At 72.9% G+C, this 13,759-nt stretch carries 13 protein-coding genes; 10 read left to right on the top strand and 3 right to left on the bottom strand.

Features of this window, described 5'->3' with window-relative positions:
* Positions 1-107: 107 nt before the first annotated feature.
* Both O7631_RS09105 and upp read right to left on the bottom strand, forming a co-directional pair.
* Positions 108-785: a GPP34 family phosphoprotein gene (locus O7631_RS09105; RefSeq protein ID WP_145786267.1), complete on the bottom strand. Its 678-nt coding sequence runs from the start codon at positions 783-785 to the stop codon at positions 108-110.
* Between the two features lie 74 nt (positions 786-859).
* A complete protein-coding gene (gene upp, locus O7631_RS09100) occupies positions 860-1,492 on the bottom strand; it encodes a uracil phosphoribosyltransferase (RefSeq protein WP_145786266.1) in 633 nt (210 codons plus the stop codon).
* 135 nt (positions 1,493-1,627) lie between these two features.
* On the opposite strand from upp, the gene deoC reads away from it, so the two are divergent.
* The 10 genes from deoC (at position 1,628) to O7631_RS09050 (ending at position 13,339) form a co-directional block, all read left to right on the top strand.
* Positions 1,628-2,617: a deoxyribose-phosphate aldolase gene (deoC, locus tag O7631_RS09095; RefSeq protein ID WP_278143855.1), complete on the top strand. Its 990-nt coding sequence runs from the start codon at positions 1,628-1,630 to the stop codon at positions 2,615-2,617.
* Between the two features lie 6 nt (positions 2,618-2,623).
* Entirely contained in the window at positions 2,624-4,054 is a 1,431-nt protein-coding gene (locus tag O7631_RS09090; protein ID WP_278143854.1) for an aldehyde dehydrogenase family protein, read from the top strand.
* Positions 4,047-4,871 (top strand): aldehyde dehydrogenase family protein, encoded by an 825-nt coding sequence (locus O7631_RS09085; RefSeq protein WP_278143853.1) that lies wholly within the window; start codon positions 4,047-4,049, stop codon positions 4,869-4,871. Before O7631_RS09090 ends, O7631_RS09085 begins: the two co-directional genes overlap by 8 nt.
* Positions 4,872-5,182: 311 nt before the next feature.
* The gene (locus O7631_RS09080; protein WP_278143852.1) at positions 5,183-5,644 is read left to right on the top strand and encodes a BlaI/MecI/CopY family transcriptional regulator; all 462 of its coding nucleotides are present in this window, start codon (positions 5,183-5,185) and stop codon (positions 5,642-5,644) included.
* Between the two features lie 10 nt (positions 5,645-5,654).
* The gene (locus O7631_RS09075; protein ID WP_278143851.1) at positions 5,655-6,560 is read left to right on the top strand and encodes a M56 family metallopeptidase; all 906 of its coding nucleotides are present in this window, start codon (positions 5,655-5,657) and stop codon (positions 6,558-6,560) included.
* Positions 6,561-6,862: 302 nt separating this feature from the next.
* On the top strand, positions 6,863-8,113 hold the full coding sequence (locus O7631_RS09070) for a cytochrome ubiquinol oxidase subunit I (protein ID WP_278143850.1): 1,251 nt from the start codon (positions 6,863-6,865) through the stop codon (positions 8,111-8,113).
* Between the two features lie 17 nt (positions 8,114-8,130).
* On the top strand, positions 8,131-9,138 hold the full coding sequence (locus O7631_RS09065) for a cytochrome d ubiquinol oxidase subunit II (RefSeq protein ID WP_278143849.1): 1,008 nt from the start codon (positions 8,131-8,133) through the stop codon (positions 9,136-9,138).
* The gene (cydD, locus tag O7631_RS09060; protein ID WP_278143848.1) at positions 9,135-10,811 is read left to right on the top strand and encodes a thiol reductant ABC exporter subunit CydD; all 1,677 of its coding nucleotides are present in this window, start codon (positions 9,135-9,137) and stop codon (positions 10,809-10,811) included. Before O7631_RS09065 ends, cydD begins: the two co-directional genes overlap by 4 nt.
* Positions 10,808-12,595, top strand: coding sequence for a thiol reductant ABC exporter subunit CydC (cydC, locus tag O7631_RS09055; protein WP_347403499.1), 1,788 nt, complete (start codon positions 10,808-10,810; stop codon positions 12,593-12,595). Before cydD ends, cydC begins: the two co-directional genes overlap by 4 nt.
* A 69-nt stretch (positions 12,596-12,664) precedes the next feature.
* Positions 12,665-13,339 carry a permease prefix domain 1-containing protein gene (locus O7631_RS09050; protein ID WP_278143847.1) on the top strand — a complete coding sequence of 225 codons (675 nt, stop codon included), beginning with the start codon at positions 12,665-12,667 and terminating at the stop codon, positions 13,337-13,339.
* Positions 13,340-13,361: 22 nt separating this feature from the next.
* Here the strand turns inward: O7631_RS09050 and O7631_RS09045 are convergent, their stop codons facing one another.
* On the bottom strand, positions 13,362-13,703 hold the full coding sequence (locus O7631_RS09045; RefSeq protein WP_145786255.1) for a helix-turn-helix transcriptional regulator: 342 nt from the start codon (positions 13,701-13,703) through the stop codon (positions 13,362-13,364).
* Positions 13,704-13,759: the final 56 nt, after the last annotated feature.

The following is a 13,759-nucleotide window of genomic DNA, read 5'->3' as shown; positions in this document are numbered from 1 at the left end:
GACGGCCAGGAGGGTGTGGGTTGGCCGACGGTCAGACAGTCCGCGCCGCGAAGCGCCGCGCCGCGCCGCGCCGACCGCTCCGGCCCGGGCGGCGACGGGTCCGACGGTCAGGCGCGCTTGCCCAGCGCCGCGTCGACGGCTCCGGCCAGGGCGGCGACGACCAAGCCGACCGACGGGCGGACCACCGAGTCGTCGCTGCTCACCTGACCGGAGAAGCCCGCGCCGGTGGCGATCTCCTCCAGGCGTCGGCGAGCGGTGGCGACCTCCTCGCCACTCACGCCCAGCGCGGTCTCCATCCGGAGCACCACGACCAGGGTGGCCAGTGCGGCCGTCCGCTCGTCCGGGGCCGCCGCGCCGGTCAGGGCCTCGGTCAACCGCTGGCGGGTCTCCGCCTCGACGGAGGCGTCGACCACCGGATAACGGTGCACGTGGATGAAGCCCAGCTCGGTCTCGTCCACGTCGCGGACGACACCCTGGGCGCACAGATCACCGAGGATCTTGTCGCGCAGGCCGTGGCGCAGGCGCTGCACCCACGAGGCCGGGGTGTGCGGGGTGTCGGCCGCGATCCGGCCCAGCACCTCGTCGGCGACCGGCTCGCCGGTGGGCGTCGGGTCGACCACGGTCAACGACCCGTCGGCGTACGCGATCCGGCCGGCGATGGCCAGCTCGACCAGCACCGCGGCGGCCATGCCGAGGTCCAGGCTGATCCGCGGCATGGTCGCCTTGCCGGTCGAGTCGTCGTAGGCGAGGAGCAGCAACTCCTCGGCGAGCGCAACACCAGTCATGGCCGCAGACGGTAGCGGGTCCGCGCACCACCGCGCGCGGACCCGCCGGACCCGGCACCGACCGGGTGGAGCCCTCAGAACCGGGGCATGCCGCCGAACTGACGGTCCCCGGCGTCCCCGAGCCCGGGGACGATGAACATGCTGTCGTTGAGCCCCTCGTCGATCGAGGCCGTGACCAGGCGGATCGGCAGACCGGAGCGTTCCAGCCGCTCGATGCCGACCGGGGCGGCGAGCACGCAGAGCACAGTGATGTCGGTGCAGCCACGGTCGGCCAGCAACCGGCAGGAGTGCTCCAGCGAGCCACCGGTGGCCAGCATCGGGTCCAGCACCAGCACCGGCAGCCCGGCCAGGTCCCGGGGCAACGACTCCATGTACGCGCGCGGTTCGTAGGTCTCCTCGTCGCGGGCCAGACCGACGAAGCCCATCGACGACTCGGGGAGCAGGCCGAGTGCGGCGTCCGCCATGCCGAGACCGGCCCGCAGCACCGGGACCAGCAGCGGCGGATTGGCCAGCCGGGTGCCCTCGGTGCCGGTGACCGGCGTCTGCACCGGGTACCGCTCGACGGGGAAGGAGCGCGCCGCCTCGTACACCAGCATGGTGGTCAGTTCGTGCAGCGCGGCCCGGAACGTCGAGGAATCGGTGCGCGCGTCCCGCATGGCAGTCAACCTGGACTGGGCCAGCGGGTGGTCAATGACGTGTACATCCACGATCGCTCAACCTACCGCTCCGTAGCGCGCGGTGGTGCGGGTGCGGTAGGACCAGCGACGCCGCTCACGTCACACGGGCCCGCCGGCCGATCGTGAGCAAGATCACTCGCCGTTCCGGTGCGTAGACTTCGGGGCATGACGGCGACAACGACGTCGGCCCGGTCGGAGCTCTCCGAGCTGGGACGATCCGAGACCGCTCTGCGGACCTTCCTCCACGGCCTGCCCGGCGTGGACCAGGTCGGCGCGGAGCAGCGGGCGGCACAGCTCGGCACCCGATCCATCAAGACCACCGCCAAGGCCCAGGCGATCGACCTGGCGATCCGGATGGTCGACCTGACCACCCTGGAAGGGGCGGACACCCCGGGCAAGGTGCGCGCGCTGGCCGCGAAGGCGCTGCGCCCGGACCCGGCCGACCCGTCCTGCCCGCACGTCGGCGCGGTCTGCGTCTACCCGGCGATGGTCCCGTACGTCGCCGAGGTGCTGCGCGGCAGCAACGTGCACCTGGCCAGCGTCGCCACGGCGTTCCCGTCGGGCCAGGCACCGTTGGAGATCAAGCTCGCCGACACCCGGGCCGCCGTCGCGGCCGGCGCCGACGAGATCGACATGGTGATCAACCGGGGTGCCTTCCTCGCCGGGCGGTACAAGGAGGTCTACGACGAGATCGTCGCGGTCAAGGAAGCCTGCGGCCCTGCTGATGGCGGTCGCCAAGGGCGCCCGGCAGCCCACCTCAAGGTGATCCTGGAGACCGGCGAACTGGCCACGTACGACAACGTCCGGCGGGCCTCCTGGCTGGCCATGCTGGCCGGTGGTGACTTCATCAAGACCTCCACCGGCAAGGTCCCGGTCGCGGCGACCCTGCCGGTGACCCTGGTGATGCTGGAGGCGGTCCGCGACTTCCGTGCGGCGACCGGGCGGCAGGTGGGCGTGAAGCCCGCCGGTGGCATCAAGACCACCAAGGACGCCATCAAGTACCTGGTGATGGTCAACGAGACCGTCGGCCCGGACTGGCTCGACCCGGACTGGTTCCGCTTCGGCGCGTCCAGCCTGCTCAACGACCTGCTGATGCAGCGCACCAAGCTGACGACCGGCACCTACTCCGGTCCCGACTACTTCACCCTGGACTGATAGCCGATGTTCGAATACGCCCCCGCCCCCGAGTCCCGCTCGGTGGTGGACCTCAAACCCTCGTACGGGCTGTTCATCGACGGCGCGTTCGTCGACCCGACCGACGGCGGCAGCTTCAAGTCGATCAACCCGGCCTCGGAGGAGGTGCTGGCCGAGGTAGCCGAGGCCGGCGCGCCGGACGTGGAGCGCGCGGTGCGTGCCGCCCGCAAGGCGTACGACAAGGTGTGGGGTCCGATGCCGGGCCGGGACCGGGCGAAGTACCTGTACCGGATCGCCCGCCTCATCCAGGAGCGCTCCCGCGAGCTGGCCGTCCTGGAGTCCCTGGACAACGGCAAGCCGATCCGGGAATCCCGGGACGTCGACCTGCCATTGGTCGCCGCGCACTTCTTCTACTACGCCGGGTGGGCCGACAAGCTGGGCCACGCCGGTTTCGGCCCGAACCCGCAGCCGATCGGCGTTGCCGCGCAGGTCATCCCGTGGAACTTCCCGCTGCTCATGCTCGCGTGGAAGATCGCCCCGGCGCTCGCCGCGGGCAACACAGTGGTGTTGAAGCCCGCCGAGACCACCCCGCTGACCGCGCTGCTCTTCGCCGAGATCTGCCAGCAGGCCGACCTGCCGGCCGGCGTGGTCAACATCCTCACCGGCGCCGGCGACACCGGCCGCTCCCTGGTCGAGCACCCCGGTGTCGACAAGGTGGCCTTCACCGGCTCCACCGACGTCGGTCGGGCCATCGCCCGATCCGTCGCCGGCACCCGCAAGAAGCTCACCCTGGAGTTGGGCGGCAAGGCCGCCAACATCGTCTTCGACGACGCACCCATCGACCAGGCCGTCGAGGGCATCGTCAACGGCATCTTCTTCAACCAGGGGCACGTCTGCTGCGCCGGCTCCCGCCTGCTGGTCCAGGAGAACGTGGCCGACCGGGTGCTGGAGTCGCTGAAGCGACGGATGGCCCACCTGCGTGTCGGCGACCCGCTGGACAAGAACACCGACGTCGGCGCGATCAACTCCGCCGCCCAGTTGGAGCGGATCCGCGAGCTGTCCGACGCCGGCTCCGCCGAGGGCGCCGAGCGCTGGTCGCCGCCGTGCGACCTGCCCGACCGCGGCTTCTGGTTCGCGCCCACCATCTTCACCGGCGTCACCCAGGCCCACCGTATCGCCCGCGAGGAGATCTTCGGCCCGGTGTTGTCGGTGCTCACGTTCCGCACGCCGGCCGAGGCCGTGGAGAAGGCCAACAACACGCCGTACGGGCTGTCGGCGGGCATCTGGACCGACAAGGGCTCCCGGATCCTGTGGACGGCCGACCGGCTGCGCGCCGGGGTCGTCTGGGCCAACACGTTCAACAAGTTCGACCCCACCTCGCCGTTCGGTGGCTACAAGGAGTCGGGTTACGGTCGCGAGGGCGGCCGGCACGGGCTGGAGGGCTACCTCAATGTCTGAGCGGGTCGCGGTACGCAAGACGTACAAGCTCTTCATCGGCGGGAAGTTCCCGCGCAGCGAGTCGGGACGGTCGTATCTCGTGCAGTCCTCGAATGTGTCACTGGCCTCCCGCAAGGACGCCCGGGACGCGGTGGTCGCCGCCCGCGCCGCCGTGAAGGGCTGGGCCGGCGCGACCGCGTACAACAGGGGTCAGATCCTCTACCGTGTCGCCGAGATGCTGGAGGGCCGCCGCGAGCAGTTCGTCGCCCTGGGCATCCCCGGCGACGAGGTGGACGCGGCGGTGGACCGCTGGGTCTGGTACGCCGGCTGGGCCGACAAGCTCGCCCAGGTGTACGGCGGCGCCAACCCGGTCGCCGGCCCGTACTTCAACATCTCCGCGCCCGAGCCGACCGGCGTGGTCGCGGTGGTCGCCCCGGAGCGCCCGGCGCTGCTCGGCCTGGTCAGCGTGATCGCCCCGGCGATCGTGACCGGCAACACTGTGGTCGTGGCCGCCTCCCCGACCGAACCGTTGGCCGCGGTGACGCTGGCCGAGGTGCTGGCCACCTCCGACCTGCCCGGTGGGGTGGTCAACATCCTCACCGGCGCGATCACCGAGACCACGCCGGCGTTGGCCGCGCACATGGACGTCAACGCGCTCGACCTGACCGGGGTGACCGACGTTTCGCTCGCCACCGAGTTGGAGGTCAAGGCGGCGGAGAACCTCAAGCGGGTGCTCCGGCCGGCGCCGGCCGACCACGACTGGTCCGGCGACCCGGGCCTGGCACCGATGACCGCGCTCCTGGAGACCAAGACGGTGTGGCACCCCAAGGGGGTGTGATCTGTCGGCTCGGCCTCTTGGTTTTCCGGGGGGAGCCCGCCCACTCCGGGCGGTCAGGCTTGATCCCTGCGTGGGCGGGCTCCCCCCGGAAAACCTGACGTGGGCCGGGTTCGTCGGGGTGGGTCAGCTCACGGGTCTTGCGTCGGGTCGGGTTGCCGGTCAACGGGGTTCCCGCGCTGATCTGCGCAACTTTGGGGATGTTGCTGCTTCCAGAGCTTCTGTGGCAGCAACATCCCTGTTTTTGTGCGGATCTTGGGGTGCTCCTGGGCGGGGGTGAGCTGGGGGTCTACTACCGGGGGTAGGATTGGTGCGTGACTCGGCTGGGCGATCTTGAGCGTGCGGTGATGGACGTGTTGTGGGACGTGGTCCCCGGCACGTCGGATGGGGTGACCGTGCGCGAGGTGGCCGACGCGCTCGACGGCCGCGAGTTGGCGTACACGACGGTGATGACAGTGCTCGACCGCCTCGCCGGCAAGGGCATGGTGCAGCGGGAGCGCGAGGGCCGGGCCTGGCGGTACCGGCCGGCGGCCAGCCGTGAGGCGCACATCGCCCAGCTCATGCTCGACGCCCTCGACCTGGGAGGCAGCCGGGACGCCGCGCTCGTGCGGTTCGCCCGCTCGGTGACCGGCACCGAGGCCGAGGTCCTGCGGGCAGCGCTGGGGAGCGAAGCCGGCCTGACCGGGCCGGGTTCCGCCGACGACGGCCCCGGGCTGACCGACCGCGTGGACGGGCCGGCGGGCCGACGGCCCGCCGGCGAGGCAGCGGAGCGGTAGGGCGCACGCCGTGGCCTACGCCGTGCACTTCGCCGCGACCATCCTGGCCTGCTATCTGACGGCCCAGGTGCTGGCCCGCTCCACCTGGACGTGGCGCAGCCCCCGGGTGGCGATCGTCTGCTGGCAGGCCGTCGGGTTGGCGCTGGGGCTCTCGGCGATGGGCCTGCCCATGGCGCTCGGGCTGAGCGGGTACGGCCGGCCGACCGGGAGCGCACTGCTCGCACTGGCCGACGACCTGGTCCACGGCACGCTGCCCGTCGGGCTGGGCACCTTCCACCTCGCTGGCGTGGGCGTCGGTTTCGGCATCGGCGCGGTCCTGGTCACCACTACCGTGCGCAGCATCCACGGCACCGTCCGCGCCCAGCGCCGGCATCGGGACCTGCTCTCGCTGGTGGCCCGTGACGACCCGGCCGCACCCGGCGCGCTCGTGCTGGACCATCCGAGTGCTGCCGCGTACTGCCTACCCGGCGTGAAGCCGCAGGTCGTCATCAGTGCCGGCACGCTGAGTCTGCTGGACCGCGCGGAGTTGGCCGCCGTACTGAGCCACGAGCGCGCGCACGCCCACGAGCGGCACGATCTGGTGCTGTTGCCGTTCACCGCGCTGTGCCGGGCGTTGCCCTGGTTCGGCTGGGTCCGCGACGCCCACGAGCGGGTCGCCCTGCTGGTCGAGATGCGCGCCGACGACAAGGCCCGTGAGCTGCACGCGGATGCGCCGCTGGCGGGAGCACTACGGCGGTTCGCCGCGGCCGGTCACCGGGTCACCCCGGCCGGTGCGCTGGGTGTGGGCGACCGGGATCTCGACGTACGGGTGCAGCGGCTGCTGGTGAGCGACCGCCCGCCGCGGGTGCTCGGCGCCACCGCGCTGGCGGTGGCCAGCACGCTGGTCGCCCTCCCGATCACCCTGTTCCTGTCCTGAACTGACCCGAGCGGCCTCGCGCGGGGTCGCCGTGGCCTGAGCCCGGCGCGCTGCCCCTGCGCAGCAACGCCGGGACCCCACGTCGCCCGCCTGGCGATCCCACGATCGCGCTGGATCCAGGAACGAGCGGCATCCCACGGCGGACGAGGCCACTCCACCCAGGATCGAGCGCGATCTCCCCGCCCCACAACTACTACGTCATGTCGTAGACTTGTCTACGACATGACGTAGTAGACAGACATGTAGCGAAGCTACGTGTAGGGTGGCTACGACAAGGGAGCCAACACTACGGAGAGCCGGCCATGGACACCCTGCTCCTCGCCCGCCTGCAGTTCGCCACCACCACCTCGATCCACTTCCTCTTCGTGGTCGTCACGCTCGGGCTGGTCACCCTGCTGGTCGCGATGCAGACCGCCTGGGTGATCACCGGCAATCCGAAGTGGGAGCGGCTGACCCGGTACTGGGGCCAGCTCTACGTGATCAACTACGTGCTCGGCATCGCCACCGGCATCGTGATGGAGTTCCAGTTCGGGTTGAACTGGAGCGGCCTGTCGCGCTACGTCGGCAACGTCTTCGGGGCGCCACTCGCGATCGAGACACTCGTGGCGTTCTTCCTCGAATCCACGTTCCTCGGGATGTGGATCTTCGGCTGGCACCGGCTCGGCAAAGGCGTCCACCTCGCGCTGCTCTGGGGCGTGGCGATCACCGCGTACGCCTCGGCTTTCTGGATCATGGTGGCCAACTCGTGGTTGCAGAACCCGGTCGGCTACGAGGTACGCGACGGCATCGCCCACCTCACCGACTTCGGCGCGCTGCTCACCAATCCCAGCCTCGGCATGGCGTTCGGGCACGTGGTCTCGGCCGCGTTGCTGGTCGGCGGGATGCTGATGGCGGCGGTCAGCGCCTGGCACCTGATCCGGCGTACTCCCGACTTCGCGCTCTTCCGCACCTCGCTGCGGGTCGGCCTGGTCACCGCGGCGTTCGCGATCACCATGGTGCAGGGCTTCGGCTTCGCCCAGTTCGGCCCGGTCGGTGCGGTGCAGCCCACCAAGTTCGGCCAGGGCCCGGAGGGCCAGGCGTTGATCGCCGAGTGGACCACCCGGTTCGGCCCCGGCGACTACACGCCGCCGGTGCTGGCCAACGTAGGGCTGGGCTTCATGATCCTGATCGGCTTCACCCTCGGCTGCGTGTGGTTCCTGCTTCCCCTGCTCTTCCGCGACTGGGTCATCCGGTTGCGCTTCCCGCTCTGGCTGATCCTGCTCGCCCTGCCACTGCCGTTCGTCGCGGTGATCCTCGGCTGGATCGCCCGGGAGGTGGGCCGCCAGCCCTGGGTGGCGTACGGGCTGCTCCCCACCGAGCAGGCCGTCTCACCGGTCGGCGCGCCCGTGATGCTCACCTCGCTGATCGGCTTCAGCCTGCTGCTCGGCACCCTCGCCGTCACCAACTGGGTGCTGCTCGCCCGGCACGCGGCCCGGGGCGCCGCCGACCCGGCGCTCGGCCGCCCGCCCTCGCCCCCGAACGAGTCGGCCCACCCCGAACCCGCCCTCGTCTGAGCACCTGAGGAGACATCGTGGACCTCGCCTGGTACGCCCTGCTCGGCCTCTTCTTCGCTGGCTACCTGGTGCTCGCCGGTTACGACTACGGCGTCGGGTTGTTGCTCGCCCGAGGCGGCGACGCGGCGCGGCGGCGGGAGGCGCTCACCGCCCTCGGCCCGTTCTTCCTCGGCAACGAGGTCTGGCTGGTGGCAGCCGTGGGCATTCTCTTCGGCGCGTTCCCGATGCTGGAGGGCGAGTTGCTCTCCGGCTGTTATCCGGCCGTCGTCGGTGCCCTGGTCGGCGTCATCCTGGTCACCGTCGGTGTGCAACTGCGCAGCCGACCCGACGACGAACGGATCCGCGCGCGCTGGGACCGCGTCGTGATGGCCGGCAGCGCACTCGCCGCACTGGGCTGGGGTGTGGTGCTCGCCGCGCTGTTGCAGGGCGTTCCCCGACAGGCCGACGGGCACGTCGCCGGGGTGTCGCACCTGGTCACCCCGTTCGCCGCAGCCGTCGGGCTGGCCATGGTCGCGCTGGTCGCGGTGCACGGCGCGACGTTCCTCGCCCTACGCCTGCCGGTCGAGGCCGCCGCCGTGGTCGGCCGCACGGCCCGCCGCCTCGTGCCGGTGGCGCTCACCGCTGTCGCCCTGGCCACCGCCGTGGGCCTGCTCTCCGCCCGGGTACGTGACGCGATCCAGCGGCCGGCGGTGGCCGTACTCCTGCCGGTGCTGCTCGTGGCGGCGCTGCTGGCGGCCCACGCGGCGCTGGCGCGGCGGCGGCCGGGGTGGGCTCTGGCCGCCACCGGCGCGGCCCTGGCGCTGCCGGTGGTGCTGGTCGGCGCCGCTCTGTGGCCCTACGTGCTGGTGTCCACGACCGACCCTGGCGCCTCACTGAGCGTCGCCGACGCGGCCGCGAGCGCACCGACGCTACGGCTGCTCGGCTGGGTGGCGCTGCCGCTACTTCCGGCCCTACTAGGCTTCCAGGCGATGTGCTGGTGGGTTTTCCGAGGACGGACCGACGGTAGGGCACCGGTGTACTGGTGAAACGCCGTCCGTTCGACCCGCGTCTGCTGCGCCGGGTCCCTGCGGCCCGGCGCGACCTTGCCGTGCTCGCGCTCCTGGGTGTGCTCGCCGCCGGGTTGATCGTGGCGCAGGCCACCGCCCTCGCGGCGGTGCTGGCCGGCGCCTTCGACGGCCGGCTCGACCGGCCGGCGTTGAGCGCCTTCGTGATCGCGGTCGCCGCCCGCTCTGCGCTGGTCTGGGCCCAGGGCACGGTCTCGGCGCGGGTCGCCGCCACGGTCAAGGCCACCCTGCGGGCCGACCTGCTCGGCGCGGTCGGCCGACACGGGCCGGGCTGGGTGGCCGGGCAGCGGGCCGGTCAGGTCGCCACCCTGGCCGGGCGCGGTCTGGACGCGTTGGACGCGTACTTCACCGGATATCTGCCACAGCTCGTGCTCAGCGTCACGGTCCCCGTGGCGGTGCTGGCCCGGGTCGTCTTCGCCGACTGGAGCTCGGCGGTGATCATCGCGCTGACCCTGCCGCTGATCCCGGTCTTCGGCGCGCTGCTGGGCTGGCAGGCACAGGCCGCCACCGAACGGCAGTGGCGGCGGCTCTCGTTGCTCGGCGGGCACTTCCTGGACATGGTCGCCGGGCTGCCCACACTGCGGGCGTTCGGGCGGGCCCGGGCTCAGACCGGCGTGGTACGCCGGATGGCCGACGGCCACCGGGTCGCCACCATGAAGACGCTGCGCATCGCGTTCCTCTCCGCGTTGGTGCTGGAACTGGTCGCCACCCTCTCGGTGGCACTGGTCGCCGTGCCGGTCGGCATCCGGCTGCTCGGCGGCGGGCTGGCCCTGCAGACCGCGCTGCTGGTGCTGCTGCTCACCCCGGAGGCGTACCTGCCGCTGCGCGCCGCCGGCAGCCGCTTCCACGCCAGCATGGAGGGCCTCGCCGCGCTGGACGAGGCGCTGACCGTCTCGGCCGCGCCCGTCGCGCCCCGGGCCGCCGAGGGCGCAACAGTGCCGGACGCCGGGCGCGAGATCCGGTTCGAGAACGTGACGGTGGCGTACGAGCGGACCACAGCGCTGCACGACGTCACACTGACCATCCGGGCCGGCGAACGGATCGCCGTCATCGGCCCCAGCGGTGCCGGCAAGAGCACGCTGCTCGGCCTGCTGCTCGGCTTCGTGACCCCGACCAGCGGCCGGGTCACCGTGGACGGGGTCGACCTCGCCACCGCCGACCCGGACGCGTGGCGCCGGCAGCTCGCCTGGGTGCCGCAGCGGGCGCACCTGTTCGCCGCCTCGCTGGCCGACAACATCCGGCTCGGCGCACCGGACACCCCGCCCGACGCACTCGCCACCGCGGTGCGCGACGCCGCCCTGGACGACGTCGTGGCCGGCCTACCGGACGGCCTGGACACTCTGCTCGGCGAACGCGGCCACGGGCTGTCCAGCGGGCAGCGGCAACGGGTGGCGCTGGCCCGGGCGTTCCTGCGGGACGCCCCGGTGGTGCTGCTCGACGAACCCACCGCCCGCCTGGACACGGCGGCCGAGGCGGTGGTGCTCGACGCCACCCGCCGTCTGGTCGCCGGACGGACCGCGCTGCTGGTGGCACACCGGCCGGCACTGCTCGCCGACGCCGACCGGATCCTGCGCATCGAGGACGGTCGGGTCACCGAGTTGACGCCCGAACCGACCGGAAGGGCCGCCCGATGACCGGGGAACACCCGCCGGCGGTGGCCGACGCGACACCGGCCGGGCGGGCCGCCGCCGAGCGGGCCGTGCTGCGGCTGGCCCGCCCCTACCTCGGTCGCCTGGTCGGCGCCGGGCTGCTCGCCGCCGCCACCGAGTTCGCCGGTCTCGCCCTGATGGCCACCGCCACGTGGCTGTTGATGAGCGCCGCCGGCCAGCCCCCACTGGACCGGCTCACCGTGGCGATCGTCGCGGTACGGGCGCTGGCGATCGGCCGTGGCGTGTTCCGCTACACCGAACGGCTCGCCGGGCACGACGCGGTGCTCCGCATGATCACCGATGTCCGGGCCCGGGTCTTCGCCACCCTCGCGGCCCGCCGCGACGCCGCGCACCGCTCGGGGGACGTGCTGAGTCGGCTGGTCTCCGACGTCGAGGCCGTCCAGGACCTGCTGCTGCGAGTGCTGGTCCCCGGTTCGGCAGCGGCAGTGGTCGGTGTCCTGGCGGTGGCTGGGGCGGCGCTGATCTCACCGCCCGCCGCCGGGGCGCTCGCCGTCGGGGTGCTGGTGGCCGGTGTGGCGCTGCCCGCACTGGCCACCGCTGTCACCCGCCGCAGCGCCGCCCAGGTGGCGCCTCTGCGTGGCGCACTCGCCACCGACGCGATCGACCTCACCCACGGCGCTGCCGACCTGGCCGCGTTCGGAGCGACCGACGTCGCGTTGCGCGCCGCCGAGCAGCGCGCCGACCACCTGGCCCGGTTGGAACGACGGCTGGCCGCCACCGGGTTCGCGGTGGACGCGGCCGGCGTGCTGACCGCCGGGCTGACCGCTGCGGCCGTGGTGCTGGCCGCGCTGGCCGCCGACGTGTCGGGGGTGCTGGTGGGTGTCCTGGCCGTCGGCGCGCTGGCCGCCGTCGAGGTGACGCTCGCCCTGGTCTCGGCGGCGCGGCAGTGGACGCAGTTGCGGCCCGGCCTGGCCCGGGTGGCGGTCCTGCTGGATGCCGACACGCCGACTCCCCCGCCCACCGACGCGACGGCCGACCTGGCCGGCCCGCACGAGCTGCGCTTCGTCGACGTGACGGTGCGGTACCGGGTCGGCGCGGCACCCGCCCTGGACGATGTCAGCCTGGACCTGCCCGCGGGGCGGAGGATCGCCGTGGTCGGCCCGAGCGGCGCTGGCAAGAGCACCCTGGCGGCTGTGCTGACCGGCACCGTCCGGCCCGTGTCCGGCCGCGTCACAGTCGACGGTCACGACCTCTCGGCGTACGCCGAGGAGGCACTGCCCCGGGCGGTCGGCGGCCTGCTCGCCGAGGCGTACGTCTTTCACGCCACGGTTCGGGAAAACCTGCTGCTCGGGCGGGCCGGGGCGAGCGAGGACGAGCTGACGGCGGCCACCGCGGCGGCTGGGCTGCTGGACTGGGTACTCGCGCAGCCGGCGGGCTGGGACACGCTGGTCGGCGAGGAGGGCGGGCAGCTCTCCGGTGGCCAGCGGCAGCGCCTGGCGCTCGCCCGGGCCCTGCTCGCCGCGCCACCGGTGCTGGTCCTCGACGAACCCACCGAAGGCCTGGATCCGGCGGCGGCGGACGCGGTGCTGGCGTCCGCTCTCGCCGCCACGCCCGCCGGGCACTCGGTGCTGCTGATCACCCATCGGCTCAGCGGGCTTGCCGAGCTGGACGAGATCGTCGTCCTCGACGCCGGTCGGGTGATCCAGCGCGGTCGGCACGCCGACCTGGTCGCCGTGCCGGGCTGGTACCGGGACCAGTGGATGCTCCAGGCCGCCGCCGAACGGGGTTACCTGGCGCTCGCGCCCTGACCGGGCTCGGGGACGGACCAGGGTTTCTCCCCGACGTCGGTCGTCGGGATTCCGTGGCACTGTGGTGCCATGCCGCAGCGTGAGGACGTGTTGGTCGACGAGCACCTGCGGGAGTTCGCCGCCCGGTTGCAGGGGCCGGCGCGGCTCAAGTCCGACCTGTTGACCGAGGCCCGGCACGGGTTGCTGGACGCCGTGGAGGCGTACCGCGAAAGTGGGCTGCCGCCCACCGAGGCGCAGCGCCGGGCCGTGGTCGAGTTCGGCTCACCGGCGCAGCTCCTTCCCGCCTGGCAGGCGGAGCTGGCGGTGGGCGCGCTGCGCGGGCTGTCCCTACGGATGCTGGCGGTAGCCGGGGTGGGGATGGCCGCCGGCGATCTGACCTGGCGTGGGGCGAGCTGGACCGACGGCCCACGCCCTCCGGCGGGCTACCTGCTGCTCTCCAACTCGGTCGACTGGATCTGGGTGGGTGCGCTGCTGCTCGCGGTGGCCGGTCTGCTGGTGGTCGCGGCCAGCGCCCGTGCGCCACGGCCGGGCCTGGCCCGGTTGCAGCGCGCGGTGGGCGCCGGCCTGACCGGGATCCTGGCGCTGTCCATCCTCGCCGGGTGCGCCCTCTTCGGCTGGTCGGTCAACCTCTGGGACGCCGCGCTGCACTGGCCCCCGATGATCATCGGTGCGGTGCTGGTCGGCGGTGCCTACTTCTCGCTGACCCGCGCGGTGCGCGGTTGGCTGCTGGCTGTCGCCCGCTGAGCCGACGCCCGCCCGCTGCGGGTCAGGCCGGGGTGGTGGGTGGACTGCCCGGGTCCAGGAACCGGCCGACGGTCAGCTGGAAGTCGTGCCAGCCGGCGCGCTCCCCGGCCAGCGCCCGCCGGCCGGAGTCGGTGAGCTCGTACGTCCGCCGCTCCCGGCCGTTGACGGTGCTCCAGGTGCTCGCCACGTGCCCGGCGCGCTCCAGCCGCCGCAACGCCGGGTAGATGGTGCCGGTGGGCAGATCGAGGCTGCCGTCACTGCGCTCGCGTAGGGCCTCGATGATGGCGTAGCCGTGCAGCGCGCCCTGTTCGAGAACGGCGAGCAGCAGAGCGTCGAGGTGGCCGTGCAACGCCTGGGCCTTCATGCGTAGCTACGCTACTTGTCGAACGGTCGGTTCGCCAGCGCCCGCCGCCAGCAGGC

It is taken from the genome of Micromonospora sp. WMMD967 (assembly GCF_029626165.1).
Lineage (GTDB): Bacteria > Actinomycetota > Actinomycetes > Mycobacteriales > Micromonosporaceae > Micromonospora > Micromonospora taraxaci.
Note: the sequence above shows the minus strand (reverse complement) of the source record. Positions and strands in the feature narration are given on the sequence as shown.

Excerpts from the sequence above, each read along its gene's own strand:
- O7631_RS09090 (WP_278143854.1), top strand. The coding sequence starts at position 2,624 with ATGTTCGAATACGCCCCCGCCCCCGAGTCCCGCTCGGTGGTGGACCTC.
- deoC (WP_278143855.1), top strand. The coding sequence starts at position 1,628 with ATGACGGCGACAACGACGTCGGCCCGGTCGGAGCTCTCCGAGCTGGGA.
- O7631_RS09105 (WP_145786267.1), bottom strand. The coding sequence starts at position 785 with ATGACTGGTGTTGCGCTCGCCGAGGAGTTGCTGCTCCTCGCCTACGAC.
- O7631_RS09070 (WP_278143850.1), top strand. The coding sequence starts at position 6,863 with ATGGACACCCTGCTCCTCGCCCGCCTGCAGTTCGCCACCACCACCTCG.
- O7631_RS09085 (WP_278143853.1), top strand. The coding sequence starts at position 4,047 with ATGTCTGAGCGGGTCGCGGTACGCAAGACGTACAAGCTCTTCATCGGC.
- O7631_RS09050 (WP_278143847.1), top strand. The coding sequence starts at position 12,665 with ATGCCGCAGCGTGAGGACGTGTTGGTCGACGAGCACCTGCGGGAGTTC.
- cydC (WP_347403499.1), top strand. The coding sequence starts at position 10,808 with ATGACCGGGGAACACCCGCCGGCGGTGGCCGACGCGACACCGGCCGGG.
- O7631_RS09045 (WP_145786255.1), bottom strand. The coding sequence starts at position 13,703 with ATGAAGGCCCAGGCGTTGCACGGCCACCTCGACGCTCTGCTGCTCGCC.